Raw genomic sequence first — 15,808 nt, 5'->3', positions numbered from 1 at the left:
GGAACTGCGATGGATTTGGGAATAAGGGGCAAGCGTGCGATCGTCTGCGCGAGTTCAAAAGGGCTGGGCAGAGGCGTGGCGCAGAAACTTGCGGAGGCGGGCGTGATCGTTACCCTGAACGGTCGTAGCCGGGACACGCTGGAGGCCACCGCGAGGGAGCTTCGGGAATTGGCAGACGCCGAAGTCTATGCCGTGGTCGCCGACGTAACGACCGTAGAAGGACGGCAAGAGCTTCTCGAAGCGGAACCGAAAGCCGACATCCTCGTCACCAATGCAGGGGGACCGCCGCCTGGGCTGTGGTCTGATTGGGAGACGAATGAATGGTTGAACGCACTGAACGCCAACATGCTGACCCCAATCTTGCTGATGAAAGCGGTTCTGCCCGGCATGATCGATAGGAGCTGGGGGCGCGTCGTCAACATCACCTCCGCGTCAGTAAAGTCACCGATCCCGGAGTTGGGCCTGTCCAACGCATCGCGCAGCGGACTGACCGGTTTCGTGGCAGGGACGGCGAGGCAAGTCGCGAAACATGGCGTAACGATCAACAACCTCCTACCAGGGGCGCATGAGACTGATCGTGTAGCCGTGCTTCTCCAGCGAAGGGCAGAAATGAAGGGCATCTCAATCGACCAGGCGCGGCAGGAGGCGCATGCGGAGAATCCGACCGGGCGCTTCGGCACGATTGAGGAGTTCGGCGCTACCGCGGCATTTCTTTGCAGCCAGTATGCAGGCTACATTGTCGGCCAGAATATCCTGCTCGACGGTGGCGCTTTCAGGTCGACGCTTGCTTGAGTTCCAACGTCTCGCGGCATGCGGCCCATTTCGCTGACTGCAATTCATGCTCGCAGACAGACGACATAATGGATGGAACCCGAACGGGAACGACACTCACTCAGAGGTCGTTCCCGTGCGGCGTCCAGATGGACTTTCCTTTGTAGCATCAGCTGTCCGGTGATCCGCACGCCAGATCCGAACCGTCTTCGGCCGGTCGAGGTCCGCAATCCTCGCTGGGTGCTGTGCCGGGATTCTCACCCCGGCATTGCCGGTGCCTTCGCACCGCTGAAAGAAATCTGCCCCCATCGAGTGACGCCCGAGTTGATGTATGATCGCGAGCTCGAGGACCTGCCGCCGGAACTGCGCTGGCGCGAATGGATGCTGCGGGTGGAGGCGGTGATTTTCGCCTCGGCCGAGCCGGTGACCCGCGAGACGCTGGTGAGGGTCGTCGGCAAGGACTGCAGCATCGACCTGCTGATCGACGACCTCATCGAGGAACTGCGTGACCGGCCTTATGAACTCGTCTCCGTCGCCGGCGGCTGGCAGCACCGCACCCGTGCGCGTTTTGGAGAAACCATCCGCGCTTCGTCGGCGCCGACGCGGGGAGGGGCGGCGGCGCTGTCGGAGTTCGAGGCGATGGTGCTGATGGCGGTGGGATATTTTCAGCCGGTCACGCGTGGGGAGCTCAGCAAGATATTCGGCAAGGAGGTCAGCCGCGATACGATCGGGGCGCTGCGTGCCGCCGGGTTTATTTCCTCTGGGTCGCGCAGCCCGACGCCCGGCGCGCCGTACACCTATGTCACAACGAAGTACTTCCTCTCCGCTTTTGGCATGGAAACGCTACGCGACCTCCCCGACATCGAAGCGCTCGAAGACGCCGGGTTGCTAAGCAGAGCTGCCGTGCAAGAGGAGCGGCTTTCAGTCGTGGCCGAAAGTGAGGAGGAATGGGGCTGCTGCCGTCGGCGCGAGGGTATTCGGTTGTCGATCTCTGTATGGATCACGCCGGCTCACTTCAGCCCAATGATGTTTCGGCGGAGCACGTCTGAAAATTTCTTCAACCCGCTTTGCTGAAGCGCGTTCACGAACGCTTCAACCGATGGCGTTGTCTTGCGCAGATTGAGTCGGGCGCGTTCGACACTGGAAATGAGCGCGTCGGGAAACGCCGCATGAGATCGGTCAGGAAATCATCTGGCGACTGGCTGGTTACACCGTAGGGGAGGAGGTCTGATGCTGGAAAATCCTTGAGATTCCAGGTGACGATGGTGGAGGCTTTCCCGGCGATGGCGGCGGCGAGGACATGCCGATCGTCAGGGTCAGGTAATTTGAGGTCGGCGACCAACGGGGGATAATTCGTCACGTCCGCCTCCGGCAGGACGGCCTTCATCCTGTCCCGCGTGGTCTCCAGGCGTTCTATGGACAAATCCGGAGTGTTGGCGGTAAGGTTGCGCATCCACTCGTCATGGATGTCATCGCTCCAGCGCGCCTCGACGAGACCGTCAAAGGCGCACTGGATCAGGACGTTGCGCAGAGGAAAGGGGTAGAGGACGCAGGCATCATAGACCGCGACGGGCGGTTTAGAGGCCATGGGTCTCGATCAGGTCCTCTGTGTCCTCAGTAAGCGCTTCCATCGCGGCCTGACGGGCGTCGAGCCTGGATTTCAGCGCGAGCACGTCCTTCAGCAAGGCGCGGCGGTGTTTGCCAACATAGCGGAATGGCAGGTCGCCCCGATCCATGCGCAGGACGACGAGTGGACGAGAGATGCCGAGAATGGCCGACGCCTCAGTCGGGCTCAATTCCTGGTCTTCGGCCAGGACGGCGACTCGCTCGCCGCGCAGCATATGCGCCAAAAGCGCTTCAACTGCCGCGGCGGCCGAGGGCGGGATCGAGAGCGTCTGTTCCTTGCCACCTGCATGACGAACATGAAGTTCCAGCCTGTCGCCGGCGGCCAGTTTCGGCAGCGGCGAGGCTGTCTTACGGTCGCGATCCAACAATCCGGCGAAATGAACGATCTGCCTGGCCGTGGCGATGTCTCCTTGATCACCAATATAGTGGGCAGGGCCCGTAACTGCAATAACTGAAAGCCTGCCTACTTGATCGCGTCGGCGGCGATGTGGGTCGCCGCCTCGCCACCGACGCTCTGCAGTCAGGCGGCTTTCCAAACCTGATATTTCTGCCGCCAAGCCGTTCTGTCAGGCGCCTATGCGCACCGGAATCCACGTCATTTTCCCAGTCATACGATGCTCGGTTAGTATCGGGCCATGGCCGATACCTTCAAAGGAACAGCGCTCGGAGCGAATGGCCCGCATCGCGGGCAAGGCCCGGCTAGGGGAGATCTGTTCCCGGTCTGTGCTTCCAGATGGTGTAACGGGCGGAACCCAGCCCGGCAAGTTTGAAGGGCCGGTGGTCGTCCCTCACAATGATGGTGTCGCGGAGTCAGGAGTGGCCTGCGCCATAGCATCACGGAGAAACGACCATGAAGCAGTATGCCGGCATCGACGTGTGTGTGCGTGGTGGATGCGGATGGCCACATTGTGCGGGAAGCAAAGATCCTCAGCGAACCCGATGCGCTGATCGCCTGGTTCGGCGCGCACGGCGTGGCGATGGAGCGCATTGGCCTGGAGGCGGGCCCCTTGTCGCAGTGGCTGCATGCCGGGATGATGAAAGCAGGTCTTTGCGTCGAACTGATCGAGACGCGCGGGGCGCATCCGCGAGCTGATTGCAGGCCATTCGACCTTGGAAGCGACCGCGACGGCACTGCTCAAAGTGCGCGACGCGCTTGTGCAGAAATTTGCAGGTTTTGAGCGCAAGCTGCGTGCCATCGCCCGCCAGGACGACAACGCACTTCGGTTGATGACGACGCCCGGCGTTGGCGTGCTGGTGGCGCTGACGTTTGTGGCCGCCGTCGACGCGCCGGAACGCTTCCGCTCCTCCCGCTCGGTGGGGCCGCACTTCGGGTTGACGTCGAAGAAATATCAATCGGGCCAGACCGATCACAGCGGCCGCATCTCGAAGATCGGCGATGGCAGCGTGCGAACCGCGCTCTACGAGGCGGCCAATGTCATCCTGACGCGACCGGTCAAAAGTTCCGACCTGAAGGGCTGGGCGTTGGCGTCGCCAGACGGGCCGGTCCCAGAAAGGCGCGTGTCGCGCTGGCCCGCAAGCTGGCGGTGGTGTTGCATTGCATGCTCAGGGACAGAACCAACTTCATTCCTCATAAGCTGGCGTCCGCCCTGGCGGCTTGATCGGGAGGAGACGACAAGACAGGCCTTCGGAAGGGCACCGCCATCAGCCCTCCGCAGCAAGGTCCCTTCGCCGGGACGATGGTTAGGCCGTTATGCGATCAGCAGCACGCGGTGACTGCGCCGTTCTAGATTGGCCAACCGGTCCTCAGCAGACCCCATAGAGCAGCGGCAAAGCTCCGACTGCGGACAGAAGCAAGCACTCGGCGAGGGATTGAGCGCACAAGGGATTGACGCAGCGCCCGTTACAGAAGGATTGCATAATGTATCGTCGGGAACTCTTTAGCCGCTCGCTCATCGCTGATTATTTCCATGTGGGCGCGGTAGACATCGGCATGGTTGGCCTTCAGCTAAATATCTAGCGACCTCACTCTGCCACGGTGCAGGCCGCTATACACCCCTGACGGGACCTCAAGGCGACATATTCCGGTATCCAAAAATAGCCTTCGGATGCGGGGGGGCGACGAAAATTGTACTCTCATCACAATTCCTCTTGACGGCGGCGTTGGTTTGCGTGAAATTGTAGCTACAGCACAATTCTGGGAGGGATTTACTGTGGACCAGATGATTGGTTCCGGCGCCGTGCCGCTTACAGAACGGCTGCGCCGTCGCCGTAAGGAACTGAAGCTCACCTTGAAGGACGTTGCCGAGAAGTCGGGACTTTCCTTTAGCTTCATTTCCCAGATTGAGCGCGGCCAGACGATGCCGTCGCTCACGTCACTGGTCGCATTGTCACGTGCCCTCGACAGTTCTATCAACCTGTTTTTGGACCAGCCGGCTGGCGACAGTGCCGAAACCCGCCACAACAAGCGGGTCCCCTATGCGATTGGTCCGAACTCCGCGACCTACGAGCGTCTCTCCACCAAGTTTCCCGGAAGTGTGCTGAGCAGTGCGCTTATTACCGAGCCGCCAGGGCGCCGGACCGAGCCGATGCGCCATGAGGGAGAGGAGTTCATCTTCATGGTCGAGGGGGCCTTGACGGTCGAGGTGGAGGGAACCGTCTATGTGCTGGAGCAAGGGGACTCCTTACACTTCGCTTCGACGCGAACGCACACGACCTGGAATCATACGGACCGCATTGCGGTGATGCTCCACACTTGCACGATGGAATATTTCGGAGACGAGGCGCAAGCCACGGCCTGACTCCTGCGAATACCTGGGCGCTCATTGAGTAAGAGCGCGTAATTACGAAAACTCAGATCCAGCGCAGTCGCACTTTCCGCCGGTATCCGCCGGCGGAAGACGATCTCTCGTTGGCTAGAGAAAGCATCCGAACAGGTCCAACAGGTTTGCACCAGTGCCAACCCAAGCTGACAGCGAGACGTTCATGATCAGAAGTGTGCTGAGTTTAAGGCCAAAGCCGGGGCAGAGCCAGGACCTGGTCCGGTTCTTCGAGTCCCGAAAGATCCCGGAGCGAGCCCTGGCATCTCCGGGGTGCCTCGGCGTCGAGGTTCAAAACCTTTTGCCCGATGGCGCCGAGGTGCTTGTCACGGCGCTCTGGGCGTCTGTGGAGAGCTACCAGACATGGCTTGAGTCTGCCGGGCGCCACGAGGACGGCGTGCAGATGCAGCCTTTGCTTGCCGAAGGCAACGGCGCAGTGGCGCCAGCGAGGCTCTACGAGGTTGCACGCCTCGCCACTCACCAGAACACGTCCGTGTCTCGCTAGCCGGCGGTCACCGCCAGCAAGCGTAATGAATTGAATATATTATAGAAATGGAGGAAGAAATGAGTTCGTCTCATTTGCGTGTCGGGGTCGATATCGGAGGAACGTTCACTGATATCGTCATCATGGATACCCACGCGAACAGCACTCGAACATACAAGGTTCTCAGCACCCCCCGTGAGCCTGCAAAGGGAATGCTGCGGGGGCTCGATGAGCTTGGCATTGCAAGTGAAATCGGTTTTCTCGTTCACGGCACGACAGCGGGGTTGAACGCTATCCTGTCCCGCACCGGCGAGCGTATCGCGCTGGTGACCACCGAAGGCTTCCACGATGTGTTGTCTCTCGGACGAGCGGGCAACAAGGACATCTGGAGCCTGAAGCCTAAGAAGCCCGATCCGTTGGTTCACTCACGAGACATCCATACGGTTCGCGAGCGCATTCGCCACGATGGCTCCGTCGAGACACGGCTTGATGTGGCGGACATTGAAAATCTTGTCAGTTGGCTGAGCACCGAAGGTGTGCGCAGCGTCGCGGTGTGTTTTCTGCACGCCCACAAGAACCCAGCACATGAGCTCGAGTGCAAGGCGCTGCTTCAGAGGCGGTTGCCTCAGGTCTCCGTGGTGCTTTCCCACGAGATCGCGCCGGAACAAGGCGAATTCGAGCGGACATCAACGACCGTCGCCACGGGCTATGTCGCCCGCACCGTTGAAACCTATCTCGCTGCACTGGTACGCGAGCTTGGCGCAAGGGAATGCGCGGCACCCCTCCACGTGATGCGCTCGAGCGGCGGTATTTGTTCGGCGGAACTCGTTGCGCGTCAGCCCATTCAAACGATCCTCTCGGGGCCGGCGGGAGGCGTGGTCGCTGCCGAGACAATCTCGAAATCGCTCAACCGGCCGAACATCATCGGGATTGATATGGGCGGAACTTCCTCGGACGTGAGCCTGGTGATCGGCGGCCGGATGACTTTGTCGGCGGAAGGGGACATTGCCGACAACGTGCTGAAAATGCCGGTAGTGGAACTGCACACGATCGGCGCGGGCGGCGGATCAATCGCACGGGCGGAAGCTGGCGGATTGCGCGTCGGTCCCCTGAGCGCCGGCGCCAACCCAGGTCCCGCCTGCTACGGACTGGGCGGAACGCAGCCGACGGTTACGGACGCGCAGCTTCTCCTGGGGCGGATCGATCCCGACTGGTTCCTCGGCGGTCGGATGAATCTCGATGTTGGCGCCGCCCGGGAGGCGATGGGTTCACTGGCCCGTGAACTGGGAATCGATGTGGATGCTGCCGCTGCGGGCGTGCTCGCGGTTGCGAACGCAATGATGGCCAATGCCATCCGCACGTTGACCATGCGCCGCGGCATCGATCCCCGCGAGTTCACGCTCCTCGCCTTTGGCGGGGCCGGTCCTCTGCATGGTGCGGCTCTGGCCGACGAGCTTGGAATTTCGGAGGTCATCGTCCCCTTTGGGACTGGTGTGCTGTCGGCCTGGGGCATGTTGCACGCCGACATTCGCCATGACGTCTCGGCGCCGCTGAGTGGTCTCGCCCACGACCCGAATGCGCGGTCGCTCTTGCAGCGGACACATGACTTGCTGCGCGAACAGGGCGCCAGACTTCTGAAGGAGGAAGGCGTCGAGGAAGCGGCATCCAGCTACGTCACGACGGTGGAGATGCGTTACGCCGGCCAGGCCCATCCGGTCTCTGTCGAGATGGTTGATCCGGAAAGTTTGCTGCAGGCGTTCCACGACACCTATCGTCAGCGCTTTGGGCATTCGATGCCCGGCGCGCCGGTTGAACTCGTCCAGACGCGGCTTGCTGCGACCGGAAGGATCGGCGCCGATTTTATCGACCGTCACACAGAGGCCGAGATGCGAGGTGAAGCGAGGCGCACCGTGACCATTGATGGTAAGCGTCACGAGGCGCGCATCGTTCACCGCGAAGGCCTCGGCCGCCGGGATGTCATCACCGGCCCTGCGATCATTTTGGAAGACGGTTCAACGACGCTCGTGCCGCCCGGATGGGCCGCGAGCCAACAACAGTTCGGAACTCTAATCCTCAGGAAAATCAACCAATGACCGTCGACGTCGTTACCACCGAGATCGTTCGAAACCTGTTCCTGTCCGCTGCAGACGACATGCTGGCCACTTTGGTGCGATCGGCCTTTCAGCCGCTGATCTATGAGAACGGCGATGCAGCCGTCGCCCTGCTTGACCGCAATGCCGACGTTCTTGGACAGTCGAGCGGCCTGCCCCTCTTCCTTGGCAGCCTCGATCAGGCCGTCAAGGAAGCCGTGCGGCTGCGCGGTGGGAAAGCTTGGCTTGAGGACGGCGATATCGTCTTCTTCAACGACCCCTATATTCAGGGGACGCACCTCACCGACGTGACGATGTTCGCGCCGTTGTTTCTCGAAGGGGAGCTGGTTGGCTATGTCGCGGCACGTGCCGACGTCACCGATGTCGGTGGGCGCGATCCTGGCGGCGGAACCGAGACCACCGAGGTCTATCAGGAGGGAATACGCTTCGGGCCGGTAAAGATCGGCAATAAGTATGGCCCGGTCGAAGACATCATCGACATCATTCGCAGGAACAGCCGCAGCAAGGACCTCATCGTCGGCGACATCAACGCCATGATCGCCGCTTGCCGGACAGGTCAGCGGCGGATGCTGGAAATCATCAACCGCTTTGGCCTTGCCACCGTCGAGGCCTGCCGAGACGAGATTTTTCGTCAAAGCGAAATGGCGGATCGCCAATCAGTTGCGGCAATTCCTGACGGAACCTACGAAGGCAAGGGCTATCTGGACAATGATGGCATCGTGCTCGGCCAGCCGGTTCCGATCGCAATCAAGGTCCATGTGAAGGGTGAACACCTCATCGTTGACCTGACCGATAGCCCCAACGCCACGAAGGGGCCGATCAACTGCGGTCGCGCCCAGACGATTGCCGCACTGCGGGTCGCCTACAAGATGCTTCTGGCGCCTGAGCGCTCGTTTGATGGCGGATGTTTCCGCAATATCGAGATCCTCACCCGACCGGGATCGTTGCATGACGCGCTCGAGCCGGCGGCCTGTGCGTGGTACTACTCGTCGTTCGGTCTCTTGATCGACCTCTTCATCAGCGCGTTCTCCTCCGTGCTGCACGATCGCGTCACCGCTGCTCAGTTCGGTGACTCGATGATCACCTACTTTGCCGGTCAGGATCCACAGGATCCGGCCCAGTCCTACATGTGCGTTGAGGCACATGCCGGTGGATGGGGAGCATCGGCCAAGGCCGACGGCGCCGATGGCGTCATCAACGTGCTGAACGGCAGCTTCCGGAACACGCCGGTAGAGGCGTTGGAAGCGCGCTATCCGGTGACCGTCACCGAATATGCCATCCGCGAAGGGTCCGGTGGGGCGGGCCAGCGCCGCGGCGGTTGCGGCATCGTGCGGCGGTACCGCTTCGACGCGCCGACCCAGCTCTATCTCTGGCTCGACCGTTCGATAACGCCGGCCTGGGGATTGATGGGCGGCGAGCCCGGTCTGCCGCCACGCGTGGAAGTATCCGGCAGCATCAACCGGGTCGATCTTCTGAAAGCCAACGGGATCCCGCTCGCTGTGGGCGATCGGCTGTCGATCATGACCGGCGGCGGAGGCGGCTTCGGCAGGGCGGCCTGACCAAGACGCGCAAGACAAGCTCCAAATAGCAATAAAAGGGGAATGTGATGACCAACATATACTCGTCGGATGAACCCGGCCCGGGCGCGCAAAGTTTAACCGACGCGTCGACGGGCGCCGGGGGAGGGCGGCTCGGTGCCAAAGACGTGGTGTTCTTTGTCGTGGCAGCGGCAGCGCCATTGGGCTTTGCCGTCGGTTCGACGCCGCTGGCGATCGGGCGGGGCGGCATCGGAACTGCCGGTATGTTTCTGGTGGTCGGGGCATTTCTCGCGATCTTCGCCGTCGGTTACACCGCGATGACGCGCTTCGTGCCCAACGCAGGCGCGCTCTTTTCCTACATTGCCGCCGGCCTCGGGCGTCCGCTCGGCCTCGGTACCGCCTTCGTGGCCGTGCTCGCCTATGCGATTGCCGCGACGGGAGCGATTGGCCCCTTCGCGGTCTTCGCAAGCCAGGCGTTGGCCTCGATCACGGGCGTGCAAACCTCCTGGGAACCATGGGCGTTCGGGGCATTGGCGGCGATGGGGATTCTCGGCGTATTGAATGTCGAGCTGAACATCCGTGTGCTCGGCATCATCATGCTCGTCGAAGTCGCTGTATTGCTCGTGCTTTCAACCGGTATCGTCGTCGCGGGAGGCGCAGAGGGGCTGTCGTTCCAGCCGTTTCGGCCGGACACCATAGCCGGCGGCGAAATTGGCGTTGTCCTGCTCGTCGTCTTTGCTGCCTTTGCGGGCTTCGAGGCCACGGCGCTCTTTCGAGAGGACGTGCGCGACCCCGTGGCGACCGTGCGCAAGGCGACCTTCGCCTCCATTGGTCTGATCGCGGTGTTTCAGGCGATTGTCACCTGGGCGATCGTGCAAGGCTTCGGCAGCGCGACCGTTGCCGTTGCCAACGAGAAGCCGACCGAAATGTTCACCATGGCCGCGAGCCAGTATGTCGGGGCCGGCTTTGCCGAGGTCATTACGCTGCTTGTCGTCGGGAGTTGGTTTGCGTCCATTCTCGCCTTCCATAACGCCACCGCGCGTTATCTCTATGCGCTCGGTCGGGACCGCGCCATCAATCCCGTGTTTGCTAAGAAGTCGAAGGAAAGTGGCTCTGCCTGGGTCGCGAGCTTGAGCCATACCGCCTTCAGCGCCCTGGTACTGTTGTATTGCGCTTGGCAGGGGCTTGATCCCTACCTTGATCTCTTCGTCGTCGGAAGTGTGCCGGTCGCGGTCAGCATTCCGGCGATGGAACTGCTGACGGCGCTGTCCATTCTCGCATTCTTCTGGCGTGACAGCCGCGGTGTCTCGCTATGGGAAGGCAAGATCGCTCCCGCGGTTTCGGCGCTCGCGCTCGCCGTCGTCGTCTTCTACGTGCTCATCAACATACCGATGTTTACCGGACGAGACGGAGCGATCAACTGGATCCTTCCGAGCATCAATCTTGTTGTTCTGGCGGTCGGGATCAGTCGCGCCTTCTGGATGCGCCGCAACCGCCCCGCCGAGTACCGCATGATCGGCCATTGGGGCGAGAAGTAGCATCTGCTGTCATGCGTCGCTTCCGCGGATCGGTTGCGGAAGCGACGTCGAACGTCAAAAACGCTGGAGTCGAAAGATCGTGTCGCTTTTCTCGAAACGATGCTCTGTACTGCTGATCGGTTGCGGAAACATGGGATCCGCAATTGCACGTGCTCTCAACGGGGCAATGGCGAACCTCGCTCTGACCGTCTTTGACTCAGACGAGGAAAAGGCCAAGAGGCTGTTGGGTGAGCAGCTTGAAGTCAGGATCGTAAGCGATTGTGCCGTGCTCGGTGCCGAGCAGTTCGATGTCTGCGTTGTGGCGGTCAAACCGGGTGATGCGGTTAGGGCACTCTTGAGCGCTCAGGCAAATCTGCAAGCGTCATTGATCATATCGATCGCTGCGGGAACGCCTCTTTCCTCACTGGAACGGGGCGTGGCTCCCAATTCACGGCTGGTGCGGGTTATGCCAAACCTTGCCGCGAGTGTGCGGAAAGCGATCAGCGTTGGCTATGCAGATGGCGCGATGTCGTCCGAGGATCGAGAATTCGTCGAGGTTGTTTTCGGGGCCATAGGGCGGTTCCACTGGCTGATATCGGAAGATGAAATCGACCTTGCCACCGCGATCACCGGCAGCGGACCGGGATATGTCTTCTCCTTCGCGCAACATCTGCAGCAGGCAGCCGAACAGATCGGTATTTCGAAGGAAGCAGCCGATTTGTTCGCGCGTCAGGTCATTGTTGGTGCTGCCGGACTCCTCGATCAGGATGCGCGTTCACCACTTGAACTCAAGCAGGCGGTCGCAAGCCCTGGCGGCACAACTGCAGCGGGGCTGACGGTTCTCGAGCAAGCGGAGGCGATGCCATGGCTCTTACGGCAGGCCGTCGGCGCGGCCGCGGCGCGAGCCAGGGAGTTGGCGATCGAACAAAATTAGCGATCTTGCCCTCTGCTTCACCGTCCCCGAAAGCACTTTTACCATCAACCGCTTCTGGAAAGGAAACCATATGCCCTGGATAAGAATTGACCTGTCCGAAGGTCGTACCGTCGCGCAAAAGCAGAAAACGGCCGAGGCTGTTACACGTGCACTGGTCGACCATTGTGGGTGCACGCCTGACTCTGTGAGCATCGTCTTCAATGACGTCAGCGACGACAATTGGGCATTCTCCGGCAAGCTCCTGTCGCAACGTCACAAGCCATAGAACATTCAACAATCTCTTGTCCGGCAAGCTTTCGTTGTTGGGCAAGGGGCCAAATTGTTCAACGACGGAAGTTGCGGCACGATCGGTTATGTCATTGCTGTTGCAGCAGGCGCCGCCTGGTTCGTCGACTGATAGCCGCTTCTTGCGCCGATGCATCCATCGATCGATCTCCGCCGTCACCGTAGACCAACGACAGCGGTAATGCTCAGGATAACGATATCCCAGCTCGGGTAATTTCAGTTGACCGTTCTCAAGTCCCCTCTGCCGAGGGATTGTATTCGCTGAACATCGCGCGTGTGCCTCGTTTGCCGCTACCGCTATAGTGCCGATTCGGCAAAAAACGATCCAAACGAGACACTTTAGAAGCTGGTCCGAATGGCTGCACCCTTCGGCGGGCGGATCGCCTCTTACTGGCCAACTTGCCACTAGTTCTGCGCTGGCTAGCCGCCGATGATCACAACAATCAGAATACCGAGGTTCCGAAACGGCAGATATTTTCTGCCGATTCGGAATAATTGTGTTGACAATGTTCCGGTTCGGAAACTAACTTGCCCGCATTCGCGAACTTCAGGAGGATCTGGTGGCGAACCGTGAAGAACTGGACGACCTCGACCGCACGGTCATTTCGATGCTGACGGAGGACGGGCGGCTTTCCGCGTCGGAAATCGCTGGCCGAATCGGCAATGTTTCGGAGCGGACGATCCGCAACCGGATCGCGGGGCTGCTGCAGAATCGGCACATCGTCATCGGCGCCATTCCCGATCCGACGGCCAGCAGCCGGGATGTTCAGGCGGACCTTTGGATCGATGTCGAGCCGGGCAAGGTTGACGAGGTCGCAGCCCAGCTCGGCGAATATGATGAGGTCGGCTATCTGGCGGCAGTTACTGGCCGATATACGCTGACGGCTGCCATCTTTTTCAACACCAATGCCGAACTCTTCGAATTCACCGAGAACGTCATCGGCAAAATTCCCGGAGTGCGCAAGGTCGTCACCCACATGATCCTGCGAATGTACAAAATCTATGGCACGCGCACGACTGCGTTGAGCCAGCAGTCCGCATCGGCAAGCGGCACGGCGCGGCGCGCGAGGAGAACGACATGACGAAACAACTGCGCATCGGCGTCGATGTCGGCGGAACGAATACCGACGCGGCTTTGCTGCGGGGCGAGGAGGTTCTGTCGACGATCAAGACGGCAACGACCGCGAACGTCACCGACGGCGTTTCGGCGGCGATCCGAGCGGTGCTTTTGGCGGCCGGCGTTGCGAGCGAGCGCGTCGGAGCGGTGATGATCGGCACGACGCATTTTCTCAATGCGTTGGTCGAGTGTCGCCACCTGCAGCGCACCGGTATTCTCAGGCTGTGCGGGCCTGCTACCCGCGCTTTGCCGCCGATGATCGACTGGCCCGAGGATCTGCGGTCTGTCGTCGATGGTGGGGCGGCGCTTGTCGGCGGAGGTGTCAACTATGATGGCTCCGCCATCGTCTCCCTCGACGCGGACGCGATCCGGTTGGCCTGCCGCGACTGGCGCGACCGAGGCATCGGCGTCGTTGCCATCTGTTCGGTGTTTGCATTGGTCGATCCGCGCATGGAGATCGCCGCGGCGGAAATCGTCTCCGAGGAGCTGCCGGACGCGTCGGTCAGTCTGTCGCATCGTATAGGTAAAACCGGACTTTTGCAGCGCGAGAGTGCCACGATCCTCAATGCGAGCCTCCACCGGCTCGGACACGAAACCATTGCGGCCTTCCGCCATGCCTTCGGCGAGTTGGGACTTTCCTGCCCGCTCTATCTGACCCAGAACGACGGCACCTTGATGTCGGCGGAATATGCCGAGCGATTTCCGGTCTTCACGATGGCGTCCGGGCCGACCAATTCCATGCGCGGCGCGGCTTTCCTCACCGGATTGCAGGATGCCGTTGTCATCGACATCGGCGGCACGACGACGGATATCGGTATGCTGGTCGGCGGCTTTCCACGCAGTCGCGGCGAGGGCGCGACCGTTGCCGGAGTGCGGACCAATTTCCGTGTGCCAGACGTTTTTTCCTTCGGGCTTGGCGGCGGCAGCCGCGTTCGTGATGCCGATGAATTGCGGATCGGCCCGGACTCCGTCGGCTTCCGTCTGCCGGAGAAGGCGCTCTGCTTCGGCGGCGACGAACTGACGGCGACGGACATTGCCGTTGCCGCGGGTCTTGTCGATCTCGGCAACAAGGCGCGGCTGAAACATCTCGACGGCGCGGTTGTCACAGCTGCGCTCACGAAGATGAAGCGGGATGTTGAGACGGTGGTCGACCAGATGAAGCCTGGACCGGACGCCGTTCCTGCGATCCTCGTCGGTGGCGGATCCGTGCTGATCGACGGGCTTCTGGAGGGAACAAGCGTTTCCTTGCGGCCGGACCATTTCGGTTCGGCCAACGCCATCGGCGCGGCGATTGCACAGGTTTCCGGTGAGGTGGACAACATCGTTTCGCTCGAAGGCCGGTCGCGGCAGTCGGCCCTGGAAAGTGTGATCGCCGAGGCACGCCGGCGGGCGGTCGAAGCGGGGGCGGCGGAAGACACCGTCGTACTGGCGGAAATCGATGAAACACCGCTTTCCTATCTGCCGGGCAATGCCATGCGGATCGCGGCCAAAGTGGTAGGGGATCTAAGCTCGTGACATTTTGGAACTTGAAAGAAACCGATATCGATCGGATTGCGCTCGGTGTCGGCATTTTGGGAACGGGCGGCGGTGGCAACCCCTATCTGGCATCGCTTATGGCCAAGGCGCAATTGCGCCAGGGGCGGGAAATCAAGATGGTGCGTCCCGCTGATCTGGCTCCGGACTCGATGGTTCTCGCACTCGGCGGCATTGGCGCGCCGACGGTCGGTATCGAGAAAATCGAAGAGGGCGATGAGGGCGTGCGGCTTCTGCATGCGATGGAAAAGCTGATCGGCCGTCGGATTGACGCCGTCATGGCGGATGAGATCGGTGGCGGGAACGGTATCGCGCCGATGATCACCGCGGCGAAACTCGGTCTGCCCGTGGTGGATGCCGACGGGATGGGGCGCGCCTTTCCCGAAGTGCAGATGACCACTTTCTTCATCAACGGTCAGTCCACCGCGCCGACAGCGCTGGCCGATGCGTCCGGCAACGTGGTTATCGTCTCCCAGGCAACGAGTCCGGAAATGCTGGAAAGGCTGATGCGCGCGGGCACGGTGGCGATGGGCTGCACGGCGCATATGGGCACGGCGCCTATGAGCGGCGATTTCGTGCGCCGATTTGGTGTGCCGCACACGGTCAGCCAATCCTGGCGGCTTGGCGACACGGTCTTGAACGCGCGGGCCAAAAAGACGGATCCAGTCGCAGCCGTGCTTGAACAGGAAGGCGGAACCCTGCTTCTCCAGGGCAAGGTAGTCGATATCGGCCGCAAGATCGAAGGCGGCTTTGTGCGTGGGCGATTGACGGTTGCCGGTCTCGGCGCATTTTCCGGCCGATCGCTGGAGGTCGATATCCAGAACGAGTACCTGGTCGCTCGCCAAGAGGGTCGGATCCTCTCGATGGTGCCGGACCTGATCTGCATCATGGACAGCGAAACCGGCCGGCCGGTTTCCACCGAGGAACAGCGTTACGGCCTGCGCGTCAGTGTCATCGCCATTCCGTCGCCTCCGCTGTTGCGAACCGAGCTGGCGCTCGCTTCCGTCGGACCGCGCGCCTTCGGGTACGACTTCGATTTTGTGCCACGTGGGCAGCCGACGATCGCCCGCCCGGTCGAAGCGTATGCCCTCGAAAATAAAGCTTGATACCACGAA

The 15,808-nt window shown here is 61.2% G+C and carries 14 protein-coding genes and 2 pseudogenes; 13 read left to right on the top strand and 3 right to left on the bottom strand.

Going from position 1 to position 15,808, the window contains the following annotated elements:
* Nucleotides 1-9 precede the first annotated feature (9 nt).
* Nucleotides 10-792, top strand: a complete 783-nt coding sequence (locus AC0C6X_RS25930; protein WP_173519284.1) for an SDR family oxidoreductase — start codon at nucleotides 10-12, stop codon at nucleotides 790-792.
* 306 nt (nucleotides 793-1,098) lie between these two features.
* A pseudogene (gene scpB / locus AC0C6X_RS25925) lies at nucleotides 1,099-1,719 on the top strand (SMC-Scp complex subunit ScpB); the annotation flags it as partial.
* 62 nt (nucleotides 1,720-1,781) lie between these two features.
* Here scpB and AC0C6X_RS25920 read toward each other — a convergent pair.
* The 3 genes from AC0C6X_RS25920 to AC0C6X_RS25910 are packed head-to-tail and all read right to left on the bottom strand — an operon-like array spanning nucleotide 1,782 to nucleotide 2,933.
* The gene (locus AC0C6X_RS25920) at nucleotides 1,782-1,889 is read right to left on the bottom strand and encodes a hypothetical protein (protein WP_472955990.1); all 108 of its coding nucleotides are present in this window, start codon (nucleotides 1,887-1,889) and stop codon (nucleotides 1,782-1,784) included.
* On the bottom strand, nucleotides 1,853-2,359 hold the full coding sequence (locus AC0C6X_RS25915) for a PIN domain-containing protein (protein WP_472955959.1): 507 nt from the start codon (nucleotides 2,357-2,359) through the stop codon (nucleotides 1,853-1,855). Before AC0C6X_RS25915 ends, AC0C6X_RS25920 begins: the two co-directional genes overlap by 37 nt.
* Nucleotides 2,349-2,933 carry a DNA-binding protein gene (locus AC0C6X_RS25910; RefSeq protein ID WP_472955957.1) on the bottom strand — a complete coding sequence of 195 codons (585 nt, stop codon included), beginning with the start codon at nucleotides 2,931-2,933 and terminating at the stop codon, nucleotides 2,349-2,351. The genes AC0C6X_RS25915 and AC0C6X_RS25910 overlap by 11 nt, the downstream gene beginning before the upstream one ends.
* Nucleotides 2,934-3,257: 324 nt before the next feature.
* Here AC0C6X_RS25910 and AC0C6X_RS25905 point away from each other — a divergent pair.
* From AC0C6X_RS25905 to AC0C6X_RS25855, 11 genes and pseudogenes are all read left to right on the top strand, one after another.
* A pseudogene (locus AC0C6X_RS25905) lies at nucleotides 3,258-4,016 on the top strand (transposase).
* A gap of 561 nt (nucleotides 4,017-4,577) precedes the next feature.
* Nucleotides 4,578-5,156 carry a helix-turn-helix domain-containing protein gene (locus AC0C6X_RS25900; protein WP_472955987.1) on the top strand — a complete coding sequence of 193 codons (579 nt, stop codon included), beginning with the start codon at nucleotides 4,578-4,580 and terminating at the stop codon, nucleotides 5,154-5,156.
* A 184-nt stretch (nucleotides 5,157-5,340) separates the two neighbouring features.
* Nucleotides 5,341-5,679: an antibiotic biosynthesis monooxygenase family protein gene (locus tag AC0C6X_RS25895; protein ID WP_472955956.1), complete on the top strand. Its 339-nt coding sequence runs from the start codon at nucleotides 5,341-5,343 to the stop codon at nucleotides 5,677-5,679.
* Nucleotides 5,680-5,738: 59 nt separating this feature from the next.
* Nucleotides 5,739-7,751 (top strand): hydantoinase/oxoprolinase family protein, encoded by a 2,013-nt coding sequence (locus AC0C6X_RS25890; RefSeq protein WP_472955954.1) that lies wholly within the window; start codon nucleotides 5,739-5,741, stop codon nucleotides 7,749-7,751.
* Nucleotides 7,748-9,328, top strand: coding sequence for a hydantoinase B/oxoprolinase family protein (locus AC0C6X_RS25885; protein ID WP_472955952.1), 1,581 nt, complete (start codon nucleotides 7,748-7,750; stop codon nucleotides 9,326-9,328). Before AC0C6X_RS25890 ends, AC0C6X_RS25885 begins: the two co-directional genes overlap by 4 nt.
* Before the next feature lie 47 nt (nucleotides 9,329-9,375).
* Nucleotides 9,376-10,845 (top strand): APC family permease, encoded by a 1,470-nt coding sequence (locus AC0C6X_RS25880; protein ID WP_472955950.1) that lies wholly within the window; start codon nucleotides 9,376-9,378, stop codon nucleotides 10,843-10,845.
* 79 nt (nucleotides 10,846-10,924) lie between these two features.
* Complete coding sequence (gene proC, locus AC0C6X_RS25875) at nucleotides 10,925-11,758, top strand: pyrroline-5-carboxylate reductase (RefSeq protein ID WP_472955948.1); 834 nt, start codon at nucleotides 10,925-10,927, stop codon at nucleotides 11,756-11,758.
* Nucleotides 11,754-12,023, top strand: a complete 270-nt coding sequence (locus AC0C6X_RS25870; protein ID WP_472955984.1) for a tautomerase family protein — start codon at nucleotides 11,754-11,756, stop codon at nucleotides 12,021-12,023. The genes proC and AC0C6X_RS25870 overlap by 5 nt, the downstream gene beginning before the upstream one ends.
* Nucleotides 12,024-12,603: 580 nt before the next feature.
* Nucleotides 12,604-13,125 carry an Lrp/AsnC family transcriptional regulator gene (locus AC0C6X_RS25865; protein ID WP_472955946.1) on the top strand — a complete coding sequence of 174 codons (522 nt, stop codon included), beginning with the start codon at nucleotides 12,604-12,606 and terminating at the stop codon, nucleotides 13,123-13,125.
* Nucleotides 13,122-14,675, top strand: coding sequence for a hydantoinase/oxoprolinase family protein (locus tag AC0C6X_RS25860; protein WP_472955943.1), 1,554 nt, complete (start codon nucleotides 13,122-13,124; stop codon nucleotides 14,673-14,675). Before AC0C6X_RS25865 ends, AC0C6X_RS25860 begins: the two co-directional genes overlap by 4 nt.
* Nucleotides 14,672-15,799 carry a DUF917 domain-containing protein gene (locus AC0C6X_RS25855; RefSeq protein WP_472955942.1) on the top strand — a complete coding sequence of 376 codons (1,128 nt, stop codon included), beginning with the start codon at nucleotides 14,672-14,674 and terminating at the stop codon, nucleotides 15,797-15,799. Before AC0C6X_RS25860 ends, AC0C6X_RS25855 begins: the two co-directional genes overlap by 4 nt.
* The last annotated feature ends 9 nt before the right edge of the window (nucleotides 15,800-15,808 follow it).

The organism is Ensifer sp. VA4 (assembly GCF_055710065.1).
Note: the sequence above shows the minus strand (reverse complement) of the source record. Positions and strands in the feature narration are given on the sequence as shown.